This window comes from Devosia riboflavina (assembly GCF_000743575.1).
GTDB lineage: Bacteria > Pseudomonadota > Alphaproteobacteria > Rhizobiales > Devosiaceae > Devosia > Devosia riboflavina.
The window spans coordinates 146,112-164,746 of the sequence record NZ_JQGC01000004.1; the positions used below are offsets into that span (position 1 = coordinate 146,112).

At 62.0% G+C, this 18,635-nt stretch carries 20 protein-coding genes; 10 read left to right on the forward strand and 10 right to left on the reverse strand.

What is annotated here, in order from left to right:
• Positions 1 to 31: 31 nt before the first annotated feature.
• The 3 genes from JP75_RS06095 to petA are packed head-to-tail and all read right to left on the reverse strand — an operon-like array spanning position 32 to position 2,711.
• Positions 32 to 901, reverse strand: a complete 870-nt coding sequence (locus tag JP75_RS06095; protein WP_035080539.1) for a cytochrome c1 — start codon at positions 899 to 901, stop codon at positions 32 to 34.
• Positions 902 to 915: 14 nt separating this feature from the next.
• Positions 916 to 2,169, reverse strand: coding sequence for a cytochrome b (locus JP75_RS06100; RefSeq protein ID WP_035080541.1), 1,254 nt, complete (start codon positions 2,167 to 2,169; stop codon positions 916 to 918).
• A 14-nt stretch (positions 2,170 to 2,183) separates the two neighbouring features.
• Entirely contained in the window at positions 2,184 to 2,711 is a 528-nt protein-coding gene (gene petA / locus JP75_RS06105; RefSeq protein ID WP_035080542.1) for a ubiquinol-cytochrome c reductase iron-sulfur subunit, read from the reverse strand.
• A gap of 226 nt (positions 2,712 to 2,937) precedes the next feature.
• On the opposite strand from petA, the gene JP75_RS06110 reads away from it, so the two are divergent.
• From JP75_RS06110 to JP75_RS06125, 4 genes are all read left to right on the forward strand, one after another.
• The gene (locus JP75_RS06110) at positions 2,938 to 3,408 is read left to right on the forward strand and encodes a tRNA (cytidine(34)-2'-O)-methyltransferase (RefSeq protein WP_035080543.1); all 471 of its coding nucleotides are present in this window, start codon (positions 2,938 to 2,940) and stop codon (positions 3,406 to 3,408) included.
• A gap of 18 nt (positions 3,409 to 3,426) precedes the next feature.
• Positions 3,427 to 4,299, forward strand: coding sequence for an oxygen-dependent coproporphyrinogen oxidase (gene hemF, locus JP75_RS06115; RefSeq protein WP_035080545.1), 873 nt, complete (start codon positions 3,427 to 3,429; stop codon positions 4,297 to 4,299).
• Position 4,300: 1 nt separating this feature from the next.
• Complete coding sequence (locus tag JP75_RS06120; protein WP_035080546.1) at positions 4,301 to 5,473, forward strand: AAA family ATPase; 1,173 nt, start codon at positions 4,301 to 4,303, stop codon at positions 5,471 to 5,473.
• Between the two features lie 63 nt (positions 5,474 to 5,536).
• Complete coding sequence (locus tag JP75_RS06125; RefSeq protein ID WP_035080548.1) at positions 5,537 to 5,734, forward strand: DUF1059 domain-containing protein; 198 nt, start codon at positions 5,537 to 5,539, stop codon at positions 5,732 to 5,734.
• A 12-nt stretch (positions 5,735 to 5,746) separates the two neighbouring features.
• Here the strand turns inward: JP75_RS06125 and JP75_RS06130 are convergent, their stop codons facing one another.
• The 3 genes from JP75_RS06130 to JP75_RS06140 form a co-directional block, all read right to left on the reverse strand.
• Positions 5,747 to 6,925 carry a CCA tRNA nucleotidyltransferase gene (locus JP75_RS06130; RefSeq protein ID WP_035080551.1) on the reverse strand — a complete coding sequence of 393 codons (1,179 nt, stop codon included), beginning with the start codon at positions 6,923 to 6,925 and terminating at the stop codon, positions 5,747 to 5,749.
• A complete protein-coding gene (locus tag JP75_RS06135) occupies positions 6,922 to 7,542 on the reverse strand; it encodes a CoA pyrophosphatase (RefSeq protein WP_035080682.1) in 621 nt (206 codons plus the stop codon). The genes JP75_RS06130 and JP75_RS06135 overlap by 4 nt, the downstream gene beginning before the upstream one ends.
• Positions 7,543 to 7,620: 78 nt before the next feature.
• Positions 7,621 to 8,169, reverse strand: coding sequence for a GNAT family N-acetyltransferase (locus tag JP75_RS06140; RefSeq protein WP_051960417.1), 549 nt, complete (start codon positions 8,167 to 8,169; stop codon positions 7,621 to 7,623).
• Between the two features lie 351 nt (positions 8,170 to 8,520).
• Here JP75_RS06140 and JP75_RS06145 point away from each other — a divergent pair, with 351 nt between their 5' ends.
• The gene (locus tag JP75_RS06145; RefSeq protein WP_035080553.1) at positions 8,521 to 9,480 is read left to right on the forward strand and encodes a glutathione S-transferase family protein; all 960 of its coding nucleotides are present in this window, start codon (positions 8,521 to 8,523) and stop codon (positions 9,478 to 9,480) included.
• Between the two features lie 3 nt (positions 9,481 to 9,483).
• Here JP75_RS06145 and JP75_RS06150 read toward each other — a convergent pair whose 3' ends face one another.
• Positions 9,484 to 9,957, reverse strand: a complete 474-nt coding sequence (locus JP75_RS06150) for an NUDIX domain-containing protein (RefSeq protein ID WP_035080555.1) — start codon at positions 9,955 to 9,957, stop codon at positions 9,484 to 9,486.
• A 213-nt stretch (positions 9,958 to 10,170) separates the two neighbouring features.
• On the opposite strand from JP75_RS06150, the gene JP75_RS06155 reads away from it, so the two are divergent.
• The 4 genes from JP75_RS06155 to JP75_RS06170 all read left to right on the forward strand — a co-directional run bounded on the left by JP75_RS06155 (position 10,171) and on the right by JP75_RS06170 (position 14,093).
• Positions 10,171 to 11,061 carry a metallophosphoesterase family protein gene (locus JP75_RS06155; protein ID WP_035080557.1) on the forward strand — a complete coding sequence of 297 codons (891 nt, stop codon included), beginning with the start codon at positions 10,171 to 10,173 and terminating at the stop codon, positions 11,059 to 11,061.
• Between the two features lie 80 nt (positions 11,062 to 11,141).
• Positions 11,142 to 12,473, forward strand: coding sequence for a MurL-like N-terminal domain-containing (locus tag JP75_RS06160; RefSeq protein WP_152565744.1), 1,332 nt, complete (start codon positions 11,142 to 11,144; stop codon positions 12,471 to 12,473).
• A complete protein-coding gene (gene murD / locus JP75_RS06165) occupies positions 12,463 to 13,764 on the forward strand; it encodes a UDP-N-acetylmuramoyl-L-alanine--D-glutamate ligase (RefSeq protein WP_035080560.1) in 1,302 nt (433 codons plus the stop codon). Before JP75_RS06160 ends, murD begins: the two co-directional genes overlap by 11 nt.
• Entirely contained in the window at positions 13,761 to 14,093 is a 333-nt protein-coding gene (locus JP75_RS06170) for an SMR family transporter (RefSeq protein ID WP_035080562.1), read from the forward strand. Before murD ends, JP75_RS06170 begins: the two co-directional genes overlap by 4 nt.
• Before the next feature lie 3 nt (positions 14,094 to 14,096).
• Here JP75_RS06170 and JP75_RS06175 read toward each other — a convergent pair whose 3' ends face one another.
• Positions 14,097 to 15,857 (reverse strand): tetratricopeptide repeat protein, encoded by a 1,761-nt coding sequence (locus tag JP75_RS06175; RefSeq protein WP_035080564.1) that lies wholly within the window; start codon positions 15,855 to 15,857, stop codon positions 14,097 to 14,099.
• A gap of 268 nt (positions 15,858 to 16,125) precedes the next feature.
• On the opposite strand from JP75_RS06175, the gene JP75_RS06180 reads away from it, so the two are divergent.
• Entirely contained in the window at positions 16,126 to 16,572 is a 447-nt protein-coding gene (locus JP75_RS06180) for a hypothetical protein (RefSeq protein WP_035080565.1), read from the forward strand.
• Positions 16,573 to 16,881: 309 nt separating this feature from the next.
• On the opposite strand, the gene JP75_RS06185 is transcribed toward JP75_RS06180, so the two are convergent.
• Positions 16,882 to 17,388, reverse strand: coding sequence for an MgtC/SapB family protein (locus tag JP75_RS06185; RefSeq protein WP_051960419.1), 507 nt, complete (start codon positions 17,386 to 17,388; stop codon positions 16,882 to 16,884).
• A gap of 63 nt (positions 17,389 to 17,451) precedes the next feature.
• Positions 17,452 to 18,498, reverse strand: a complete 1,047-nt coding sequence (locus JP75_RS06190) for an NAD(P)-dependent alcohol dehydrogenase (protein ID WP_035080567.1) — start codon at positions 18,496 to 18,498, stop codon at positions 17,452 to 17,454.
• Between the last annotated feature and the right edge of the window lie 137 nt (positions 18,499 to 18,635).

Below are 18,635 nucleotides of genomic sequence, written 5' to 3' on the forward strand. Positions count from 1 at the left end.
CGGAGCGATTTTGCCGCGGAGCGGCCGATGGTCAGTGTTCGATACCAGCCCAGATCTTGCGCTTGGTGCCGTACATCAGGCCGGCAAACAGCACGAGGAAGATCAGCACTGCAAAACCGGTCTGCTTGCGCGAGACGAGGTGCGGTTCGGCCATCCACATCAGGAAGGCAGCGACGTCGGTCGAATACTGCTCCAGCGTCAGCGGCACGGACTGGCCGTCTTCGCCTTCTGCATAGCTGACGACGCCATCCGCCAGCGGCGGCGCCATGCCGATGGCGTGGCCCGGGAAGTAGTCGTTGTAGTGCTTGCCTTCCGGCAACTGGAAGGGTGTGCCGTCAGCATTGTGCGGCGCAGTCTCCGGCACTTCTTCATGATAGCCGTTGAGCAGCGCATGGATATAGTCCACGCCGCCTTCCTGGTAACCGGTGAAGTAGTTGAAGATCCAGGTCGGGAACGGATCGGTCACGCCGCGGGCCTTGGCCAGCACCGAGAAATCAGGCGGCAACGCGCCGCCATTGGCGTCACGAGCTTCCTGGTCATTGGCAAAGGGCGACGGCCAGCGATCTGCCGGCACAGCCGGACGACGGCCGCCTTCGGCGGTGATATCAGCGACTTCATATTCGGCCGCAAGGGCGCGAACCTGAGCCTCGGAGAACTCCGGGCCGCCTTCTTCCATGAGGTTACGGAAGGAGATGAGGTGCGCGCTGTGGCAGCTCGAGCAGACTTCGCGGAAAACCTGGAAGCCGCGCTGGAGCTGGTTGGTGTCATAGGTGCCGAAGATGCCGCCGAACGACCAGGACTGCCGTTCGACATGGGCACCGCCCTCGGCTGCCTGGGCCGGAGCCATGGCAAGACCGGCAACGAGTGCGGCGGCGGCGATGATGAGCTTACGGATGTTCATGGTACTCGCCCCGATCACGCGTGTGCATTCTTGCCGAGAACGCTCTCGGAAATGCTGGTTGGCAGGGGCTTGGGCGTTTCGATACGCGAGAGCACCGGCAGGATCACGAGGAAGTACAGGAAGTAGTAGCCCGTGCAGACCTTGGCGAGGACGGTATAGATACCCTCAGCCGGCTGAGCGCCCAGATACATCAGGCCAACGAAGTTGATGGCAAAGAGCGCGAAGAACCACTTGAACATCGGGCGGAACACACCCGAACGAACCTTGGACGTGTCGAGCCACGGCACGATCAGCAGCATGAGCATCGCGCCGCCCATGGCGATCACGCCGCCGAGCTTGGAGTCGATGAACAGCACGTTGAAGTCGATTGCGCGCAGGATCGTGTAAAACGGCAGCAGGTACCATTCCGGAACGATGTGAGCCGGCGTCACCTGGGCATTCGCCATGATGTAGTTGTCCGGGTGACCCAGGATGTCCGGTGCGAAGAACACGAACCAAGCAAACGGGATCATGAACAGCACCATGCCATAGAGATCCTTCATCGTGTAGTACGGATGGAAGGGCACGGTATCGCGGCTGTCCTTCACATCGACGCCGACCGGGTTGTTGTTGCCCGGCACGTGCAGCGCCCAGATGTGGAGCGCCACGACGGCTGCGATGATGAACGGCAGCAGGTAGTGCAGCGAGAAGAAGCGGTTCAGCGTCGGATTGCCCACGGCAAAGCCGCCGAGCACGAGCTGCTTGATGCTTTCGCCCAGAACCGGGATAGCGGTGAAGATGTTCGAGATAACCGTCGCACCCCAGAAGCTCATCTGGCCCCAGGGCAGGATGTAGCCCATGAACGCAGTGGCAGTGGTGAGAAGGAAGATTACGACGCCGAGAATCCAGAGGATTTCACGCGGGGCCTTATACGAACCGTAGAAGAGACCGCGGAACATGTGGATATAGAGCGCGATGAAGAACATCGAGGCGCCCACGGCGTGGGTAGCCTGGATGATACGGCCGCCATTGACGTTGCGGCGGATGTGCTCGACCGAGTCGAAGGCCATCGCCACGTTGGGCGTATAGTGCATGGCAAGGATGATACCGGTGACGATCTGCACACCGAGGCACATCACGAGAATGGCGCCGAAAGTCCACCAATAGTTGAGGTTCTTCGGCGTGGGGAAGTCCATGAGATGTTCTTTGGCGAAACGCACCACCGGCAGGCGGTCGTCCAGCCATTTCTCAACGGCATTTCCCGGAACGTAAGTCGAATGTTCTGACATCGGAAAAGCCCCCACTAACCGATCTGGACCAGCGTATCGCTGAGGAATTCATACGGCGGCACGACCAGATTCTTGGGTGCTGGGCCGCGGCGGATACGACCAGCCGAGTCATAGTGCGAACCATGGCATGGGCAGAACCAGCCATCGAAATCGCCGGATTCGCCAACAGGGATACACCCGAGATGGGTGCAGTTGGCGATCATGATCAGCCACTGTTCGTGGCCTGGCTTGGTGCGTGCCTCGTCGGTTTCCGGGTCCTTGAGATCAGAAAGCGGGACAGCCTGGGCCTCTGAAATTTCGGCCGCCGTACGGTGGCGAACGAAAACCGGAAGGCCGCGCCACATGATGGTTACCGACTGCCCTTCGGCAATCGGGCCCACGTCATATTGAATGCTGGCAAGCGCCAGCGTGGACGCGTCCGGATTGAGCTGATTGATCAGCGGCCATACCACTGCGGCGGCACCAACAGCGCCGACAGCGCCAGTGGCGACGAAGAGAAAATCCCGCCGGTTGGTGGATGAGTGTTCTGCTTGCGTGGACAAGTCCGTTTCCCCGTACGATGCACAAATGACGGAACCGGCTCCAGCCCTCGACACCATAAGCAGAATCGACAAGCCAGCCGCCCTCAAGCGGTCCGTCAGTTGGGGTTCTTTTTGCACTCTCGGCTGGGCTTGTCCAGTGCGCGACGGGTGACAGTTTGATTGAGCGCAACTATATCCTAGCGCCAAACCTCTCGGATGGACCGGGCCCGCCCCGGGGACAACGCTTTTGTCGCTCGATCTCGCCCTCTATCAGCCCGACATTGCCAACAATACCGGCACGCTGGTGCGCCTCGGTGCGTGCCTCGGACTCACCGTCCATATCATCCACCCCTCAGGCTTTCCGATCACCCCGCAAAACCTGGCGCGCAGCGGCCTCGACTATGTCGAGCACGCCGTCATTCAGCAGCATGACAGTTTTGAGGCTTTCGAGGCTTGGCGAACCCAACACGGCCGGCGTCTGGTGCTCCTGACCACGAAATCCAGCCAGTCGGCCTATGAAACGCGTTTCGCCCCTGGCGATATTCTCATGCTCGGCCGCGAAAGCGCCGGCGTGCCTGATTCCGTCGCCGAGCGGTGCGACCTGCGCATTCGCATCCCCATGCGCCCCGGTTTGCGCTCGATCAATGTTGCTCTCGCCGGCAGCATGATAGTTGGCGAGGCCATGAGACAGATTGGCCGCTTTACAGAGCTTTCCTGAAGGTCCATTCCCCCCGCTATGACCCTCCCTGCCGATATCGACACCAAGAAGACCACCGCCGCCGCCTGGTTCCGCGCCCTGCGTGACCGGATTTGCAGTGGCCTCGAAGCCATCGAAACCGAAGTTACCGGCCCCAATGCCCACATGCCCGCCGGCAAGTTCGAGCGCACCCCCTGGGACCGCGCTGCCGGCGGCGGAGGCGAGATGTCCATGCTGCATGGCCGCGTCTTCGAAAAGGCCGGTGTTCATATCTCCTCCGTTCATGGCAACTTCACCGAAGACTTTGCTAAGCAAATGCCAGGTACCGAAGCGGGCACCGCTTTTTGGAGCTCGGGCATTTCGCTGATCATCCACCCCTGGAACCCCCACGTTCCGGCCGTGCACATGAACACGCGCATGATCGTCACGGGAAAACAGTGGTGGGGCGGCGGCGCCGACCTGACCCCTGTGCTCGACCGCAAGCGCACTCAGGATGATCCCGACACGCTCGAATTCCACGCCGCCATGCGCGAAGCCTGCGAAGGCCGCCCGGGCGTCGACTACGACCGCTTCAAAGCCTGGTGCGACGAATACTTCTTCCTGCCCCACCGCAACGAACCGCGCGGGATCGGCGGCATCTTCTACGATCACTTCAATTCCGGCGATTGGGACGCCGACTTCGCCTTCACCAAGGCCGTCGGCGAGGCGTTCAACACCATCTACCCAAAACTGGTCCGTCGCCACTTCGAAAAGACCTGGACCGACGCCGAACGCGACGAGCAACTCGTGCGCCGCGGCCGCTATGTGGAATTCAACCTGCTCTACGATCGCGGCACGACCTTCGGCCTAAAGACCGGCGGCAATGTGAATTCCATTCTCTCCTCCATGCCACCCGCGGTGAAGTGGCCCTGACATGACGCTCGCGGCGCTCGAGATATCAGGCTATCGCTCGGTGCGCCGCATTCGCTTTCCGCTGCGGCAGCTGACCGTACTGGTCGGCGGCAATGGGGTGGGCAAGACCAATCTCTATCGCTCGCTCGAACTTCTCCAGGCCATAGCCAAGGGCACGGTGGCCAATGAGTTGGCCCGCGAAGGTGGGCTGGCCTCGGTCTTTTGGGCCGGCGGCAAGAACCTCACCGAGGATGGCAGCTTCGCCCCCCTGTATCGCACCGATGGCTATCGGGCCTACGAGGGCAATCGGCTGGCCCTTGAGGCCACATTCGATGAGATGGACGGCTTCGCCGACGGCCCGCGCTATCGCGCCGAGCTGGGATTTGCCCCCAAGGGAAGCGCCGCCTTCCCCAACGAGGTGCAGGTCAAAAGCGAGCTGCTCGATATGCACCACCGCGGCAAGACGGTGTCGCTGATGGAGCGCAAGGGTAATATCGCCTGGGCGCGCGATGCCGAAGGGCGGCGGGAGGTGGCCGACGAAGACCTGTTGCCGAGCGAACCAGCGCTTGCGCGCCTCGCTGGCCGCTCGGAAATTGCCCGCATGCGCGACACCATTCTCGGCTGGCGCTTCTTCCACGGTTTTCGCAGCGACATCGATTCGGCGCTGCGCCGGCCATCCCCCGCGATCACTGCCCCCTCGCTGGCTTCGGACGGTAGCAATCTGGGCGCGGTATTTGCCACGCTCCGACATATCCGGCAGGACACCGTGGATCTCGATGCGGCCGTTGCGGACGCCTTTCCGGGCGTCGAACTGGTTGTGCCGCCGGCGGGTGAATTCGCCACATTTGGTCTGCGCTACCCGGAAATGCCGAAGCGTGTCTTCGCGCCACATGAGCTTTCAGACGGCACCTTGCAGTTTCTCGCCCTCGCCGGGGCATTGATGTCCTATCGCCTGCCTCCATTTATCGCTCTCAACGAGCCCGAGACGAGTCTCCACCCATCGTTGCTGCCTATCCTGGCACGCATGATCGTCAAGGCAGCCGAACGGAGCCAGATTTGGGTGGTCACTCACGACCGCGAACTGGCCAATGCCATAGCCGAAGGTAGTGGCGTATTGCCGCGCGAAGTCGTCCGCGGCGACAACGGAACCTGGCTCGAAGGCCTGGGGCAGCTTGGCGAATTCATCGACGACTAGTGGAACCACCCGGCCGCGGTCTCGTTTCTCCCTCTACCCCAACGAGATGTAGGAGGAAACGCAATGAAACGCTTTGATTCCGGTACGCTCATCCCCGGCTCGACCTGGAAGGCCGAAGCCGAAAGCGAGGCGGAAGTGGTGCGTCGTGCCGTGGAGAACCTCAAGAATTTCCACGGCGAAACCGAAGTCCGCCCCGACATGGTCGAGCGGATCAAGGAACGCATCGTCGACGTAGACGCCAAAGGCGCGACCAAGCACTGACGCACGTCTGAGCTAGCGGATATCCAAGCTTTCCAGAAGCTCATCCCGCGTCAGCGAAAAAGCGCTTTGCACCCAAAGCGCCTCGAGCCGGGCCAGAGTCGCTCCTACTTCTGGCCCGGGTTCGATTCCGTTTGCCACGATATCCCGACCCGAAACCGGAAAGTCCGGATTCGGCAGTCGAGCGATTTCGCGGGCCGCTTCCATCAGTCGGTCACGCGGCCAATTGTGCTGGGCGGCAGCAACAGCCAATCCCTCGATGGCCTCATCGCGATAGCGATAGACCCCCAGCGCAATCTCATCTTCCGACATAAGCAGCGCCGCCGAAAAAACGCGCCGCGCCGCTTCGACCTGCGCATTGGAGAGGCGCCAGCGCTCCTGCTGGGCATCGATATCGCTCCCCGCAAGCAGCGCCAGCCGCGCCGCCGGATTGTGGCCACCCAGGACTTCATAGCGCAGCACTGCCGACAGTTCGCTCCGCGACAATGACAGCAGCCCGATTTCGTTCATGACGGCTATGGTCAGCGCGATCTTGGGCAGAGCTAGCATCCGCAGCATCTCCGAGCCGACCCGCTCGGCTGAGAGATGATCCAGCTTGCCTACCGCCAACTGACAGGCAGAAAGACCTTCGGCATCAAGCTTCTCGCCGCCATGGCTCGCCGAAAACCGGAAGAACCGGTAGACCCGCAGGCCATCTTCCGCGATCCGCTCGGCAGCATTGCCAATGAATCGTACCCGGGCCGCGAGGGCGTCGCCGGCCCCTTTCAGTGGGTCAAAAAGCTTACCGTCAAAGCCACAATAGATGGCGTTGAGCGTAAAATCGCGCCGCTTTGCATCGTCGGTCCAATCGGTCCCGAACTGTACCTGCGCATGCCGCCCGTCGGTCTCGACATCGCGCCGCAGCGTCGTGGCCTCGACCGTCGTCTCGTTGAGCTTCAGCGTCACCGTCCCATGGTCGATACCGGTGGGATAAGCCGAAATCCCCGCCGCCTTGGCGCGCTGCATCACGACGACAGGCAAAAGCTCGGTCGCCATGTCGATATCGGCCTCAGGGCTCAGCCGCCCCATTAGCGTGTCCCGCACGATCCCGCCAACGGCCCGCGTCTTCCCCTCCCGCCCATCAAGCGCTGCGAAAATCGCCTGCACTTCCGGGCGCGCCAGCCATTCGGTTTGCGGCAGGTGGTCGGGGATCATGCTTCACCCAAAATAAGGTCACGGAATTTTCGGGTGAGATTGGCAGTGATGCCCCAGATCGTATGACCGTCATGGTCGATCTGCCAGGTCGAATGCTCCTTGCCGGCCCGCTTGATACGAAAACGCCCATAGCTGGCGGAATCGAGAATGCGCTTGAGCGGCACTTCGAAGACCGAATGCACTTCGCCGGGATTGGGCACAAAAGGCCCGCTCGGCAGCACTTCGGCAATAACAGGGGTGATCAGATAATTGCTGCCGGTAAAATAGGGCTCCATATAGCCCAGAATATTGGCCTCGGCCGGCTGAAGCCCGACTTCCTCATTGGCTTCGCGCAAAGCCGCGGCGCCCGCATGCGCATCCGCAGCATCGATCTTCCCGCCAGGAAAAGCCACCTGCCCGGAATGCGAGCGCAGGTCAGGCGAGCGCTCGGTATAGAGTATCGTGTGCCCCTCGGGCCGGCGTACAAGGCCGATAAGCACTGCGGCAGGTGTCGGTGGCCGCGAAAACGGCTCGAGCGGCGCCCAGTCGGGTATGAGTTCATCGCCGGCCGGCAAGGTCGGTGGAGAAACCAGCAAGCGGCCAGAAAGCAGCTCGGCGATCGGCGTATCGAAGGGCAAGGAAGCGTCCGGATGATTCAGCATCTCGGGCAGGAGTTTATGCGAGCCCCTGCCCCGATGCACCCGTTTTGATCGGCGTCAGACGCCGGCTTCAAAAGCGGCAATCGAACCGGTCAGCGTCTTGGCCAGTTCCGGATCGTCGGCCAGCAGCAGCACGCGGCTGGTATCCACCGGGCCGGGGAACTGGATATTGCCCGGCGTGGTCGGCACCCAGCCAAGCGGGCAATAGTAATCCTGATCGCCAACGAGCAGCACGAAATGGCCTTCGCCCCGCGCCAGCGCCCGCTTGCTGACTTCCCGGGCAAGCAGCTTGCCGGCGCCACGCTTGCGGAAATTCGGATGCGTTGCCAGCGGCCCAAGGAGATAGCCCTTCATGCCGCCAACGCTGATCGGGGTCATCCACACAGAGCCCGAAGGCGTGCCATCGACTTCCGAAATCAGGCTCAGGCTGGGATCGATCGGGAACCGCTCGCGCACCCGGAACGCCGTACGTGCAAACCGGCCAGGACCAAAGGCAATCGCCTGCAGGTCTTCGACGAAGGCATCATCGGCGGGGGTAGCAGGCCGAACGACAGGCTGGCCAGAAAGAGGGGTAGCGACGGCCTCAGCCGCAACGAGCGTGGTCATGGGTCTATCCAGGAAGATTATGTGCAAATGAGCATGCGGTTACCCAAGGGCACCGCGCGAAAAACGACCAACTAGGGTCGTCGGAACATCTGCAAAACCTTCACCATCCTGGACGCCTCCACGTCTGAATCCGCATTAGCACCAGCATGGGTTCCCGTAAATGGGAATATCGGCAGCATGGCTGAAATTCCTGTTTCGAATGGATCGGTGTATCCCAATTGCACAACGCATTGTTGCGCCCGAAGTGCCTTATCGGCTTCCATTGCGACCACTAAGTTTGCCGACAACGAAACCGAGCTGCCCCAGAAGAGCGGGTAATGCCGACAGCAAGATGACGAAAAAGGACCAAAGATGGGACAATTGATCGACGGCAAATGGTCGGACAAGTGGTACGACACCAGCAAGACCGGCGGCAAATTCGTCCGCTCGCAGTCCGGCTTCCGCAACTGGGTCACCGCCGACGGCAGCCCCGGCCCCACGGGCGAAGGCGGCTACGCCGCTGAAGCCGGCCGCTACCATCTCTATGTCTCGCTCGCCTGTCCCTGGGCCCACCGCACGCTGATCTTCCGCAAGCTCAAGGAGCTGGAAAGCCTGATCTCGGTGTCCATCGTCTCGCCCAAAATGCCCGACGAGACCGGCTGGAGTTTTAGGACCGACGAAGGCTCGACCGGCGATACCCTGCTGGGCAAGGATTTTCTCCACCACGTCTACACCGCGGCCAAGCCCGACTATACCGGCCGCGTGACCGTTCCCGTCCTCTGGGACAAGAAGACCAATACCATCGTGTCCAACGAAAGTGCGGAAATCATCCGCATGTTCAACACGGCCTTCAACGAACTGACCGGCAACACGGATGACTATTATCCCGAGGCGTTGCGCGAGACGATCGATACGATCAATGCCCGCGTCTATGACGACATCAACAACGGCGTCTACAAGGCCGGTTTCGCCACCACCCAAGCCGCCTATGAAGAAGCCGCCAACAAGCTCTTCGACGCGCTCGACTGGGCCGAAGCACTACTCAGCGAAAACGCCTATCTGACCGGCGAAAATATCACCGAGGCCGACTGGCGCCTCTTCACCACGCTGGTGCGTTTCGACGCGGTCTATTTCGGCCACTTCAAGTGCAACCGCCGGCAGATCGCTGACTATCCGAACCTGTCGCACTACCTCAAGGCGCTCTACGAAGTCCCGGGCGTCAAGGAAACGGTCGATATCGGCCACATCCAGACGCACTACTACTGGAGCCACATCACCATCAATCCGCACCGCATCGTGCCGATTGGCCCGGAACTGTCGTTCCTCGACTGATGCTTAGTACCCCCAGACGTCCCGCTTGGGCGCACCGTCGAACACTTCGTCGATGCGCTGGGACGTCGCGGGGGTCACACCCTCCGGCAGCTTGGTGATTTCGAACCAGCCGCCTTCGGCGATCTCGTGGTCCTTCTTCCGCACGAAGACGAATTCGTGCGACCGCGCCACATAAAAGAGCACATGGTCGCGGTTCGTGACCGAACTGGAATTGTGGTAGACGCCAAAAAGCTCCATGGGTCCGGTCACGCGATGCCCAGTCTCCTCCAGCGTCTCGCGCGCGCCGGACGCCTCGGCGGTCTCCCCCGGCTCGATCCCGCCGCCGGGAAACTGCCAGCCCGGAATGAGGGTGTGCCGGATGAGATAAACCTTGTTGCCGTCGACCAGCATGACGCGGGTACCGATGGTCATGTGGCGTATGATGCCGATAATGGTGAGAAACACCTTGGCGCGGACGCGCTGGAATCGGTTCATCATGACTGGCTTCTCCGTCGAACTTGCCGCAGGGGTAGCGTTTCCTGCGCAAAAGTCGATAGCGCATTTCGCGCTTTTCCAATGCAGCCAAGCGCCCATTCACACGTTTGAAGCCAACCTATTCCAGTCCGGTCACCAGATTTTGCCCGGAAAATCCGACCACCGCGGTCGATTGACCGTTTCCCTGCGCGGAAGCTTCTGGCAAAACCCCTCCCGATGACAACGCTTGCGCACATATCGGATATTCACCTCTCGCCCATGCCGGAGATGGCTTTCAGTGATCTCGTCGGCAAGCGCGTGACCGGCTATCTCAACTGGAAGCTGAAGCGCCACGGCGAACTCAATTCCGAAACCCTGACCCGCCTCGTCGCTCACATGCAGGAGCAGAAGGCCGATTTCACGGCCGTCACCGGCGACCTCACCAATCTCGCCCTGCCCTCCGAAATCCGCCGTGCCGGAAAATGGCTGCAGGATCTGGGCGACAGCGAACGCACCGCCGTCTGTCCCGGCAATCATGACGCCTATGTGCCCGGCGCGCTCGAAATGGCCTGCGACATGTGGGGCGATTATCTCAAGGGCGAAACGCTCGAAGGCGCCCCCTTCCCCTTCGTGCGCCGCGTCGGCGATGTTGCAATCATCTCCTGTTCCAGCGCAGTGCCCACGGCCCCCTTCTTCGCCATCGGGCGCTTTGAGGAAAAGCAGGCGGCGCGGCTCGACCGCATTCTGAAACTCCTCGGCGATGCCGGCTATTTCCGCGTGGTGCTGATCCACCACCCGCCCAATGCCGAATTGCAGCACCCATCCTTCGGCCTCAAGGGCCATCGCATCTTCCGCAAGGTTATCGCCACGCGCGGCGCGGAAATGATCCTGCACGGCCACACGCATCGCTCCTCGATCCACCACATTCCGGGTCTGGACCACGAAGTGCCCGTCATCGGCGTCGCCGCAGCCAGCGCCGCGCAGGGCGGCACGCTGGACGATCCGGCCCGATACAACCTCTTCCGCATCGAGAAGAACGGCAACGGCTGGTCCTGCACCATGCGCGAATACGGTTTTCAGCGCATCGGCAGCGATATCGTCATGCGCATGCAGATGCGCATCTACTAAACATCGGCAGCGCTTTTCGCCCCACTCCCGCCATCGCCGCAAATCACCTATATGATGATGCAAAGCCGCGTGAGTTGCCCGTGACCGAATCCTTTTCCATCCTGCCCCCGAGTTTTGATCCGACCACTGGCGAAGCACGCTTTCCCTATCGCCTGGGAGAGCTGACCTTTACCGAAGTGCTGGGCCTGCCTACGGGTGCCAAGGCGGAACTTGCCGAAAGTCCGGCTTTCAAAAAGCTGCTCGACTTGACGGCCTTCGTGCTGGGCGTGAGCTATTTCAAGCTCCGCGCGCCCTTCGACATCGCCGCCCCGGACCTGGCCCTCACCGCGGCGGAAAAAGCCTTCGTCATCGACGTCTACGAAAATGGCCTCGGCGAATTCTATGCGCGCAACAATCTTGCACGCTTCGGCCGGCTTAATCTGTCGACCGCCGATGACCCTGTGGAGCGCAAGCCCTCGCCCGAGCTGCCCGAGCGCACATTGCTGCCGATCGGCGGCGGCAAGGATTCCCTCGTCAGCGTCGAACTGCTGGGCCACGTCGGGATCGACTTCACGCCCTTCGCCGTCAATCCCAAGGGCCCGATTCTGACCTCGGTGGATGCCATCGACCGCGCACCGCTCTATGTGACGCGCACGCTCGATGCCGAAATGATCCGCCTCGGCAAGGAGCCCGGCTATTACAACGGCCACGTCCCGTCGACGGCGATCAATTCCATGATCGCCTCGCTCTGCGCCCTGCTCTTCGGCTACGACCAGATCGTCCTCAGCAACGAGCGCTCGGCCAGCGAAGGCAATATCGAATTCGATGGCCGCGAGACCAATCACCAATATTCGAAATCGCTCGGCTTTGAGCTGCTGATCGCCGACATCCTGGGCAATGCCACCGGCGGCGCCCTCAAATACTTCTCGCTGCTCCGCCCCTATTCCGAAGCCCGCATCGCCTCGCTCTTCACCCAGGGCAAGCGCTTTGACGCGGTATTTTCGAGCTGCAACCGCAATTTCCGCCTGACCGGCAATGACGGCCCACTCTGGTGCGGCGAATGCCCGAAGTGTCACTTCGTCTTCCTGATCTTTGCCCCCTTCATGGCCAAGGATCGCTTGCTGAAAATCTTTGGCAAGAACCTCCTCGACGTGCCGGCCAACGAACGCTCCTTCCGCGAGCTTTCCGGCCTCGCCGGACAAAAACCCTGGGAATGCGTCGGCGAAATTCTCGAAGCCGCCGCGTGCTTCTATACCCTTACCCGCCACGCCGATTGGCATCAGGACGCAATCGTGAAGGCCGTGAAGGCCGACCTTTTCGCCCAATATGGCGAGGAGCGGCTGCAACTGGCCATGGCCGAATGCCTGACCGATAGCCGCGACCATCACATCCCCCCGGCGCTGGCCGCCAAGGTGGCCGCCTATGCGGTTTGACGAACCGGTCCTCCTCTACGGCGCCGGGCGCGAAGCCAATTCCACCCGGCAATTCCTCAAACGTATCCAGCCGGAGCTGAAGGTCTTTGTGACGGTCGATTCCGGCACCGCCGATGTGCCGGAGACGGAAATCATAGCGGCGGCCGATCTCGCTGAAGCCATCGCCACGCGCCGCTTCGGCACCATCGTCAAAAGCCCCGGCGTGTCGCGCTACAAGCCGATTTTTGCCACCGCCGCCGAGGCCGGGATTGCCGTGACCTCGAACCTCAATCTCTGGGGCGCGACCTATCGGCAGGACCGCACGGTCATTGCCATTTCCGGCACCAAGGGCAAATCGACCACTGCGACGCTGGTCCACCTGATGCTGGCGCGTTCAGGGCTGGATGCAGGCCTCGCTGGCAATGTCGGCCTCGCGCCCCTCGAAATCGCCGACAAGCACGCCATCGTGGTCTTCGAACTCTCGAGCTACCAGACCGCCGACATGAGCTTCATCCCCGATGTCGCGGCGATCACCAATCTCTATCCCGAACATGTCGATTGGCACGGCTCGGTCGAGCGCTACTACGACGACAAGCTGCACTTGGTGGACCGGGATGGCAGCTTTGCTGTCGCGCTCGGCCACGCCGCCTCTGGCAATTCCCGCGTCGCCAAGGCCGTACGTGATCACCGCCGGCTGGTAAAACCCCTTTCCGAGGAGCAGGCCATCGCCCTCGAAGGCGCAGTGTCCCGTTCCCGCCTCAAGGGCGCCCACAATCTCGACAATGCCATTCTCGCCGCCGAAATCGCCCTCGCGGTCGGCGCCACCATGGACGGCATTTTGGCAGGCGTTGCTGCCTTCCGCCCCCTGCCGCATCGGCTCGAAGAACACCGCATTGGCGACATAACCGTGGTCAATGATTCCATCTCGACGACGCCCGAAGCCACCAAGGCCGCCCTCGCCGCCTATCCCGGCCGCCGCACCGCGCTGATCGCCGGCGGCCACGAGCGAGAACAGGACTATGCCGAACTGGCGACGCTCCTGGCGCCCCGGGGCGTAACGACACTCGTTACCCTGCCGGTCACCGGGCAGCGCCTCGCCACGGCCGCTCGCGAGGCCGCGCCCGATATCGACGTAACGGAAGTGCCCGATCTCGAAGCTGCCGTAACCGCGCTCGCCCAAAAGCGCGAAAAATTCGACACTGTCATCCTGTCGCCAGGCGCACCGTCCTATAACCAGTTCAAGAATTTCGAAGAGCGCGGTCAGCGCTTCGTCGAACTCTGCCGGACCCATTTTTCGGACCCACAATCATGAACGGCGCTGCCTATCTCGCCATTGCCATCGTCGGCGAGGTGATCGCCACCTCGTTCCTGCGCGCCTCGGCCGGCTTCACCCAGCTTGTGCCCTCCATCGTCGTGGTGGTGGGATACTGCGTGACTTTCTACTTCTTCTCGCTGGCCCTGCAGACCATTCCGGTCGGCATTGGCTATGCCATCTGGTCCGGCGTCGGCATCATCCTCGTTTCGATCATCGCCTTCTTCGCCTATGGCCAGACGCTCGATCTGCCGGCGCTGATCGGCATCGGCCTCATTCTGGCGGGCGTGCTGGTAATCAACCTCTTCAGCCAATCAAGCGCCCACTAAGCGCTAGTAAGCCGTCACCAGCGACAGCGGTGGCACGCCTGCATCCGTCAGAGCGACGCGAATGCGATCGAGCAGGGCGGTATCGGTGATCCGTCGCCGGAGCTGCGTCACGATCCCGACGCTGCGGAAACTGGGCACATCAAGCACGCGCGGTAATTGTCGCGCCACCTGCGCATCGTCGCCCGCCCCCTCGGCGGCGAGAATGGCGAGGACCGGCCCCATTTCGCGGTCGGCCCGCGCATAGATATCGGCATAGCGCGCCGCCTTGCCGAAATCGCGCTCCCGAATGGCGAGGAGCGTGGGCACGCCATAATACCAATCCGGAATGATCGTATAGGCATCGAGTGCCCTTTGCGCCAGGGGAACGGCCTGGTCGAGCTGGCCCATGAACGCCATGTGCCGGGCATGCGCAGCAAGCGCATCCATATTGGAGGGATTGGATTGCAGCGCCGTCCCATAGGCAGCCTCGGCCAAGCCGTGCTCCCCGAGCACTTCGTGAAGGCGCGCGCGCTGCTCCCAGACAAAGCTGCTCGTCGGCAGGACGCGCACGGCCTCACTGAGCATTTCGTTGGCGACTCGGTACCGGTCGAGCTGCGCCGTGGGCGACGGCTTGCCGCTATCGGCTCCCTCCGCAGTCAGGCTGGCGACCGCGGCTAGCGCGATACCCGTTTTCTGGTCGCTTTGCGGCAGCGCCGCATAGCATGACCTGGCGCGTTCGGCCGCTCCGAGCGTCGAACTCTCGCGATACATCGTAAAGAGCAGCCGACAGAGATAGAGATTTTCGCCACCCACAAGCGGGTTCTGGCTGAGATATTGGCGCGCCCGCGTATGCAGCGGCCCCCGCGGATTGCCGAGCACCGCCAGGATGTCGATGGAGAGCCGATCGATTCGCCCGGGATCGGATAATTGCTGTTCCGTCAGAATCAACGAGCGATTCCAGACCACGCTATTGCTCGAAAGGTCGGTAAGGACGACGCTGTACTGTAAATTGGCCGGCGCTCCCGGGTCGCGCCGAACGATGCCGGTAAGCAGATATCCGTCCGCCTTAACGGGTTCCGAATTTACCTCCCCGCGACCGCCATAGTCGACGCTGAGAAAGTTCAGCGGCTGCAGCCGGTCCACCAATTCGATGGCCAGACCCGAAACGGCAGCGGTGATCGAAGGGTCGTCGGTGAGGTTCTGAAACTCCATCACCCGCAGGCTTGGCTGCTGCATGACGCCGTTCTGCGTCGCCTGCTGCTCCTGCCGAGGCCCCCATGTGGAAAGCGAATAGGCAAGTGCAGCCGCTCCAATAGCGATGACGAGCAGCACCAGCCAGGACACGGTGACATGGCCGCGCGGCGCCGTTGCGTCCGGAACGGCATCGATATCGGCATCCATGAACCGCTGGGCGGTCTGGCTGGAAGGCGGCGGAGGAGTGCCGTCCGTCTCCAGGAAATCAGGCACATAGCGTCCGATCGGCAGGACGATCTGCAACCGCTCCTGCGCGCCGGGCCCGCGATAATATTGATCCAGCAAGGCCCGCAAACGCCGTGCCTGCACACGGACGATCGGATCGCTCTGCGGATCGAAGTCCGTTGGCCGGCCGAACACGTCGACGGCGATCGAATAGGCCTTGATCGATTGCGTATCGCCATCGAGCCGTTTGCGCACGATGTAGTCGAGAAAGCGCGTGAGTTGGGGCGACCTGGCCATTTCAGACCACGCCGTCAGGCGATCCAGCGCCGCCAGCACTGCATCCTTGTCGTCATTGGCCTGAGCCATTTTACCCCCGTATGGAGGTTAATAGTCATCGCTTACATGTAAAAAGCAAGAGCGACTTACCTGAATTTTACGCGAGTTTGCCTACCCGCCCTGCCCGACCTCCCTCATATGACCGGCGTCAGTTCGCTGAACAGACGCGGTTCCCGGTGGATAGGCCCTGCCGGATGCGTGAGACCACCAAGTGTTTCTGAACCAGCATGCGGCGCGGCGGCCGCATGTTTTTCCACAAGAGTGTTTTGCCCGGTGTGTTTCGGGCAGAGGTAATCGTGTGACCAGTCCGTTTGCACAGGCGCCCTTCATTGGGCTGATTGACGACGACGGCCATTCGGCCCGCCTGTTCATGCGCGTGCTGGCCGCCAATGACGGCCCGTCGGTTCGCCATTACAGCGACGACGAAGAGGCGGTCGAGGATCTTGCTCAGGTCTTGAGCGATCCGCAGTCGCACTGGCCGGAGCTGCTGGTCGTGGACCTCAAGGGCCACAGCCAGGCCAACCTCGAATTTATCCGCCGCCATCAGGCCTGGCTGCACCAAAAGGGTGTCGCGCTGCTGGTGATGGTGCCCCCGACCAATCGGGCGGGGCGAATGGTTTACCTCGAAGCCGGCGCTACCGCCGTCTTCTTCCGCCAGTCGGAAGCCGATGCCTATCGGCACGAGCTGGCCGGTATAGCGAATTTCTGGGCGCGCACTGAGCGCCTGGATGCTGTTGGCATGTGACTCCTGCGTCCACAGGTTGCGTGCCTGGACGGAGAGCATCGCTGCGAGCCACGTTTTCGATCGTGTCCTGCATTCCCAAGCGTTGCTCTCCGTCTTCGTAATACAGACGTCGATCTGCACCATCGACGTCTGACACCGCTGGTTCAGCTCCAAGTGAACTGGCGTGGGGGCACGGTTGCGGTACCTCCCGATCGCGACCGTACGGGGGGAGAAGCATCTCGCCCGGCAGCGCTACTGTCCCTCAGCGCCGCTCGGCTACCTATTATGCTTCTCCCCGCGGCCCAGCCTCAGCGGGATCTCCCCTGCCCTTCATGGTTGCCCCGAAGCTTCGTCTTCCGCCGCCTTATGCCCGATGATGCGATGCGACAATGCACGCAGAGCCGCCAGCACGATGACCGCCAGCACCGTCGTCCCCGCAGCAATCGTGTAAAAACCCAGCGCACAAGCAACACCGACCGCCCCCGCAAGCCACATCCCCGCGCCTGTCGTCAGCCCCTGCACGCCACCGCCTGAGCGAAAGATGGCCCCCGCCCCAAGAAAGGCGATGCCGGCCGTTACCGCCTCGACGGCGCGAATGGGATCGGCACGCGATTCCGTGCCGCCGCCTATAGTGTGAAAAATCTCGAAGGTGAGAATGGTGAAGAGCGCCGCGGCTACCGCAATCAGAATATGCGTGCGCAGCCCGGCTTCGGCCGTTCGCACCTCGCGCTCAAAGCCGATAATGGCGCCGCAGAGCGCCGCGATCGCGAGCCTGATGGCGATGATATGTTCAGGAAGATAGGTCTGGGTCAGCCCGAAACTATTGCCGGTATCCATGTCCCGAAAATCCGAAAATGACGCTGTCGTCACAATCGCCGGGACATGGACTTGGTTCCCGCCTCAGGTAGCAACGCGGATTTGCAGCTTGACGTCGTCCGGCCGCGCCTCGACGGCACGGTCGAACGCAGCCTTGGAATCCTCGAAGGCAAAGGTTTCGGAGATCAGCGGCTTCAAATCCACCTTGCCCGAGGCGATCAGCGCAATGGCACGATCGTATTGGTGGGCATAGCGGAACACGTTCTCGATCCGCAATTCCTTGGTCGAAGCCGCAGCGATATCGACCTTGGTCGGCTCCACCGGCAGACCCACCACGACGATGCAACCGCCGGGCCGCGGCAGGTCCATGATCGTCTCCCAGGCGCGCGGCGAGCCTGAGCACTCAAACACCACATCCGCACCCCAGCCTTCGGTCAGTTCGGCGACTTTTTCGACAAGCTTGGTCTCGCGGATATTGACCGGAATGATGCCCTGATATTGCGCGGCGATATCAAGCTTGGGCTGGGCAAGATCTGCAACGATCACCCGCGCACACCCCCCGGCCAGCGCCGCAAGCGCCACCATGGTCCCAATCGGCCCAGCGCCGAGCACCACGGCCGTGTCGCCAGGTGTGATACGCGCCTTGGTCGCCGCCTGCATGCCCACCGCAAAGGGCTCCACCATGGCGCCTTCGGCAAAGCTCACATGGTCTGGCAATTTGAATGTGTAATTTGCCGGATGGACGACTTCCGCGGTCAGCACGCCATGGATCGGCGGCGTCGCCCAGAAGCGCACGACAGGGTCGACATTGTAAATACCGAGCCGGCTGGCGCGCGAATTGGGGTCCGGAATGCCAGGCTCCATGCAGACGCGATCACCCACCTTGAGATGCCCAACGCCCTCCCCCACCTCGACCACGGTGCCCGCAGCCTCGTGTCCCAAGACCATGGGCGCGTCGACGACAAACGGTCCAATGCGGCCGTGGGTATAATAGTGCACATCCGAGCCGCAGACGCCGACCGTATGAATGGCGATCCGCACCATGCCCGGCCCGACCTCAAGCGGCAGGTCGATTTCCCGCAGACCCAGTTCATGCTGCTTTTCCAGCACCAGCGCGCGCACCTTGGCCATGACATCCTCCTGAATCGACCGAGCTGAGCATTAGCCCATCACCTGGGCAACGGCCAGCGTTTCGCGCTGACGAAACAGCGCGTTAACTCAGATTTTGGAGCCGGGGCGCCGATTCATCGTCCGCTAACGCCCGGCGG

Excerpts from the sequence above, each read along its gene's own strand:
- JP75_RS06185 (WP_051960419.1), bottom strand. The coding sequence starts at position 17,388 with ATGGATACCGGCAATAGTTTCGGGCTGACCCAGACCTATCTTCCTGAA.
- JP75_RS06175 (WP_035080564.1), bottom strand. The coding sequence starts at position 15,857 with ATGGCTCAGGCCAATGACGACAAGGATGCAGTGCTGGCGGCGCTGGAT.
- hemF (WP_035080545.1), top strand. The coding sequence starts at position 3,427 with ATGACCCTCCCTGCCGATATCGACACCAAGAAGACCACCGCCGCCGCC.
- JP75_RS06155 (WP_035080557.1), top strand. The coding sequence starts at position 10,171 with ATGACAACGCTTGCGCACATATCGGATATTCACCTCTCGCCCATGCCG.
- JP75_RS06130 (WP_035080551.1), bottom strand. The coding sequence starts at position 6,925 with ATGATCCCCGACCACCTGCCGCAAACCGAATGGCTGGCGCGCCCGGAA.
- JP75_RS06120 (WP_035080546.1), top strand. The coding sequence starts at position 4,301 with ATGACGCTCGCGGCGCTCGAGATATCAGGCTATCGCTCGGTGCGCCGC.
- JP75_RS06170 (WP_035080562.1), top strand. The coding sequence starts at position 13,761 with ATGAACGGCGCTGCCTATCTCGCCATTGCCATCGTCGGCGAGGTGATC.
- JP75_RS06150 (WP_035080555.1), bottom strand. The coding sequence starts at position 9,957 with ATGATGAACCGATTCCAGCGCGTCCGCGCCAAGGTGTTTCTCACCATT.
- JP75_RS06145 (WP_035080553.1), top strand. The coding sequence starts at position 8,521 with ATGGGACAATTGATCGACGGCAAATGGTCGGACAAGTGGTACGACACC.
- JP75_RS06140 (WP_051960417.1), bottom strand. The coding sequence starts at position 8,169 with ATGACCACGCTCGTTGCGGCTGAGGCCGTCGCTACCCCTCTTTCTGGC.
- JP75_RS06190 (WP_035080567.1), bottom strand. The coding sequence starts at position 18,498 with ATGGCCAAGGTGCGCGCGCTGGTGCTGGAAAAGCAGCATGAACTGGGT.
- murD (WP_035080560.1), top strand. The coding sequence starts at position 12,463 with ATGCGGTTTGACGAACCGGTCCTCCTCTACGGCGCCGGGCGCGAAGCC.
- JP75_RS06100 (WP_035080541.1), bottom strand. The coding sequence starts at position 2,169 with ATGTCAGAACATTCGACTTACGTTCCGGGAAATGCCGTTGAGAAATGG.
- JP75_RS06095 (WP_035080539.1), bottom strand. The coding sequence starts at position 901 with ATGAACATCCGTAAGCTCATCATCGCCGCCGCCGCACTCGTTGCCGGT.
- JP75_RS06125 (WP_035080548.1), top strand. The coding sequence starts at position 5,537 with ATGAAACGCTTTGATTCCGGTACGCTCATCCCCGGCTCGACCTGGAAG.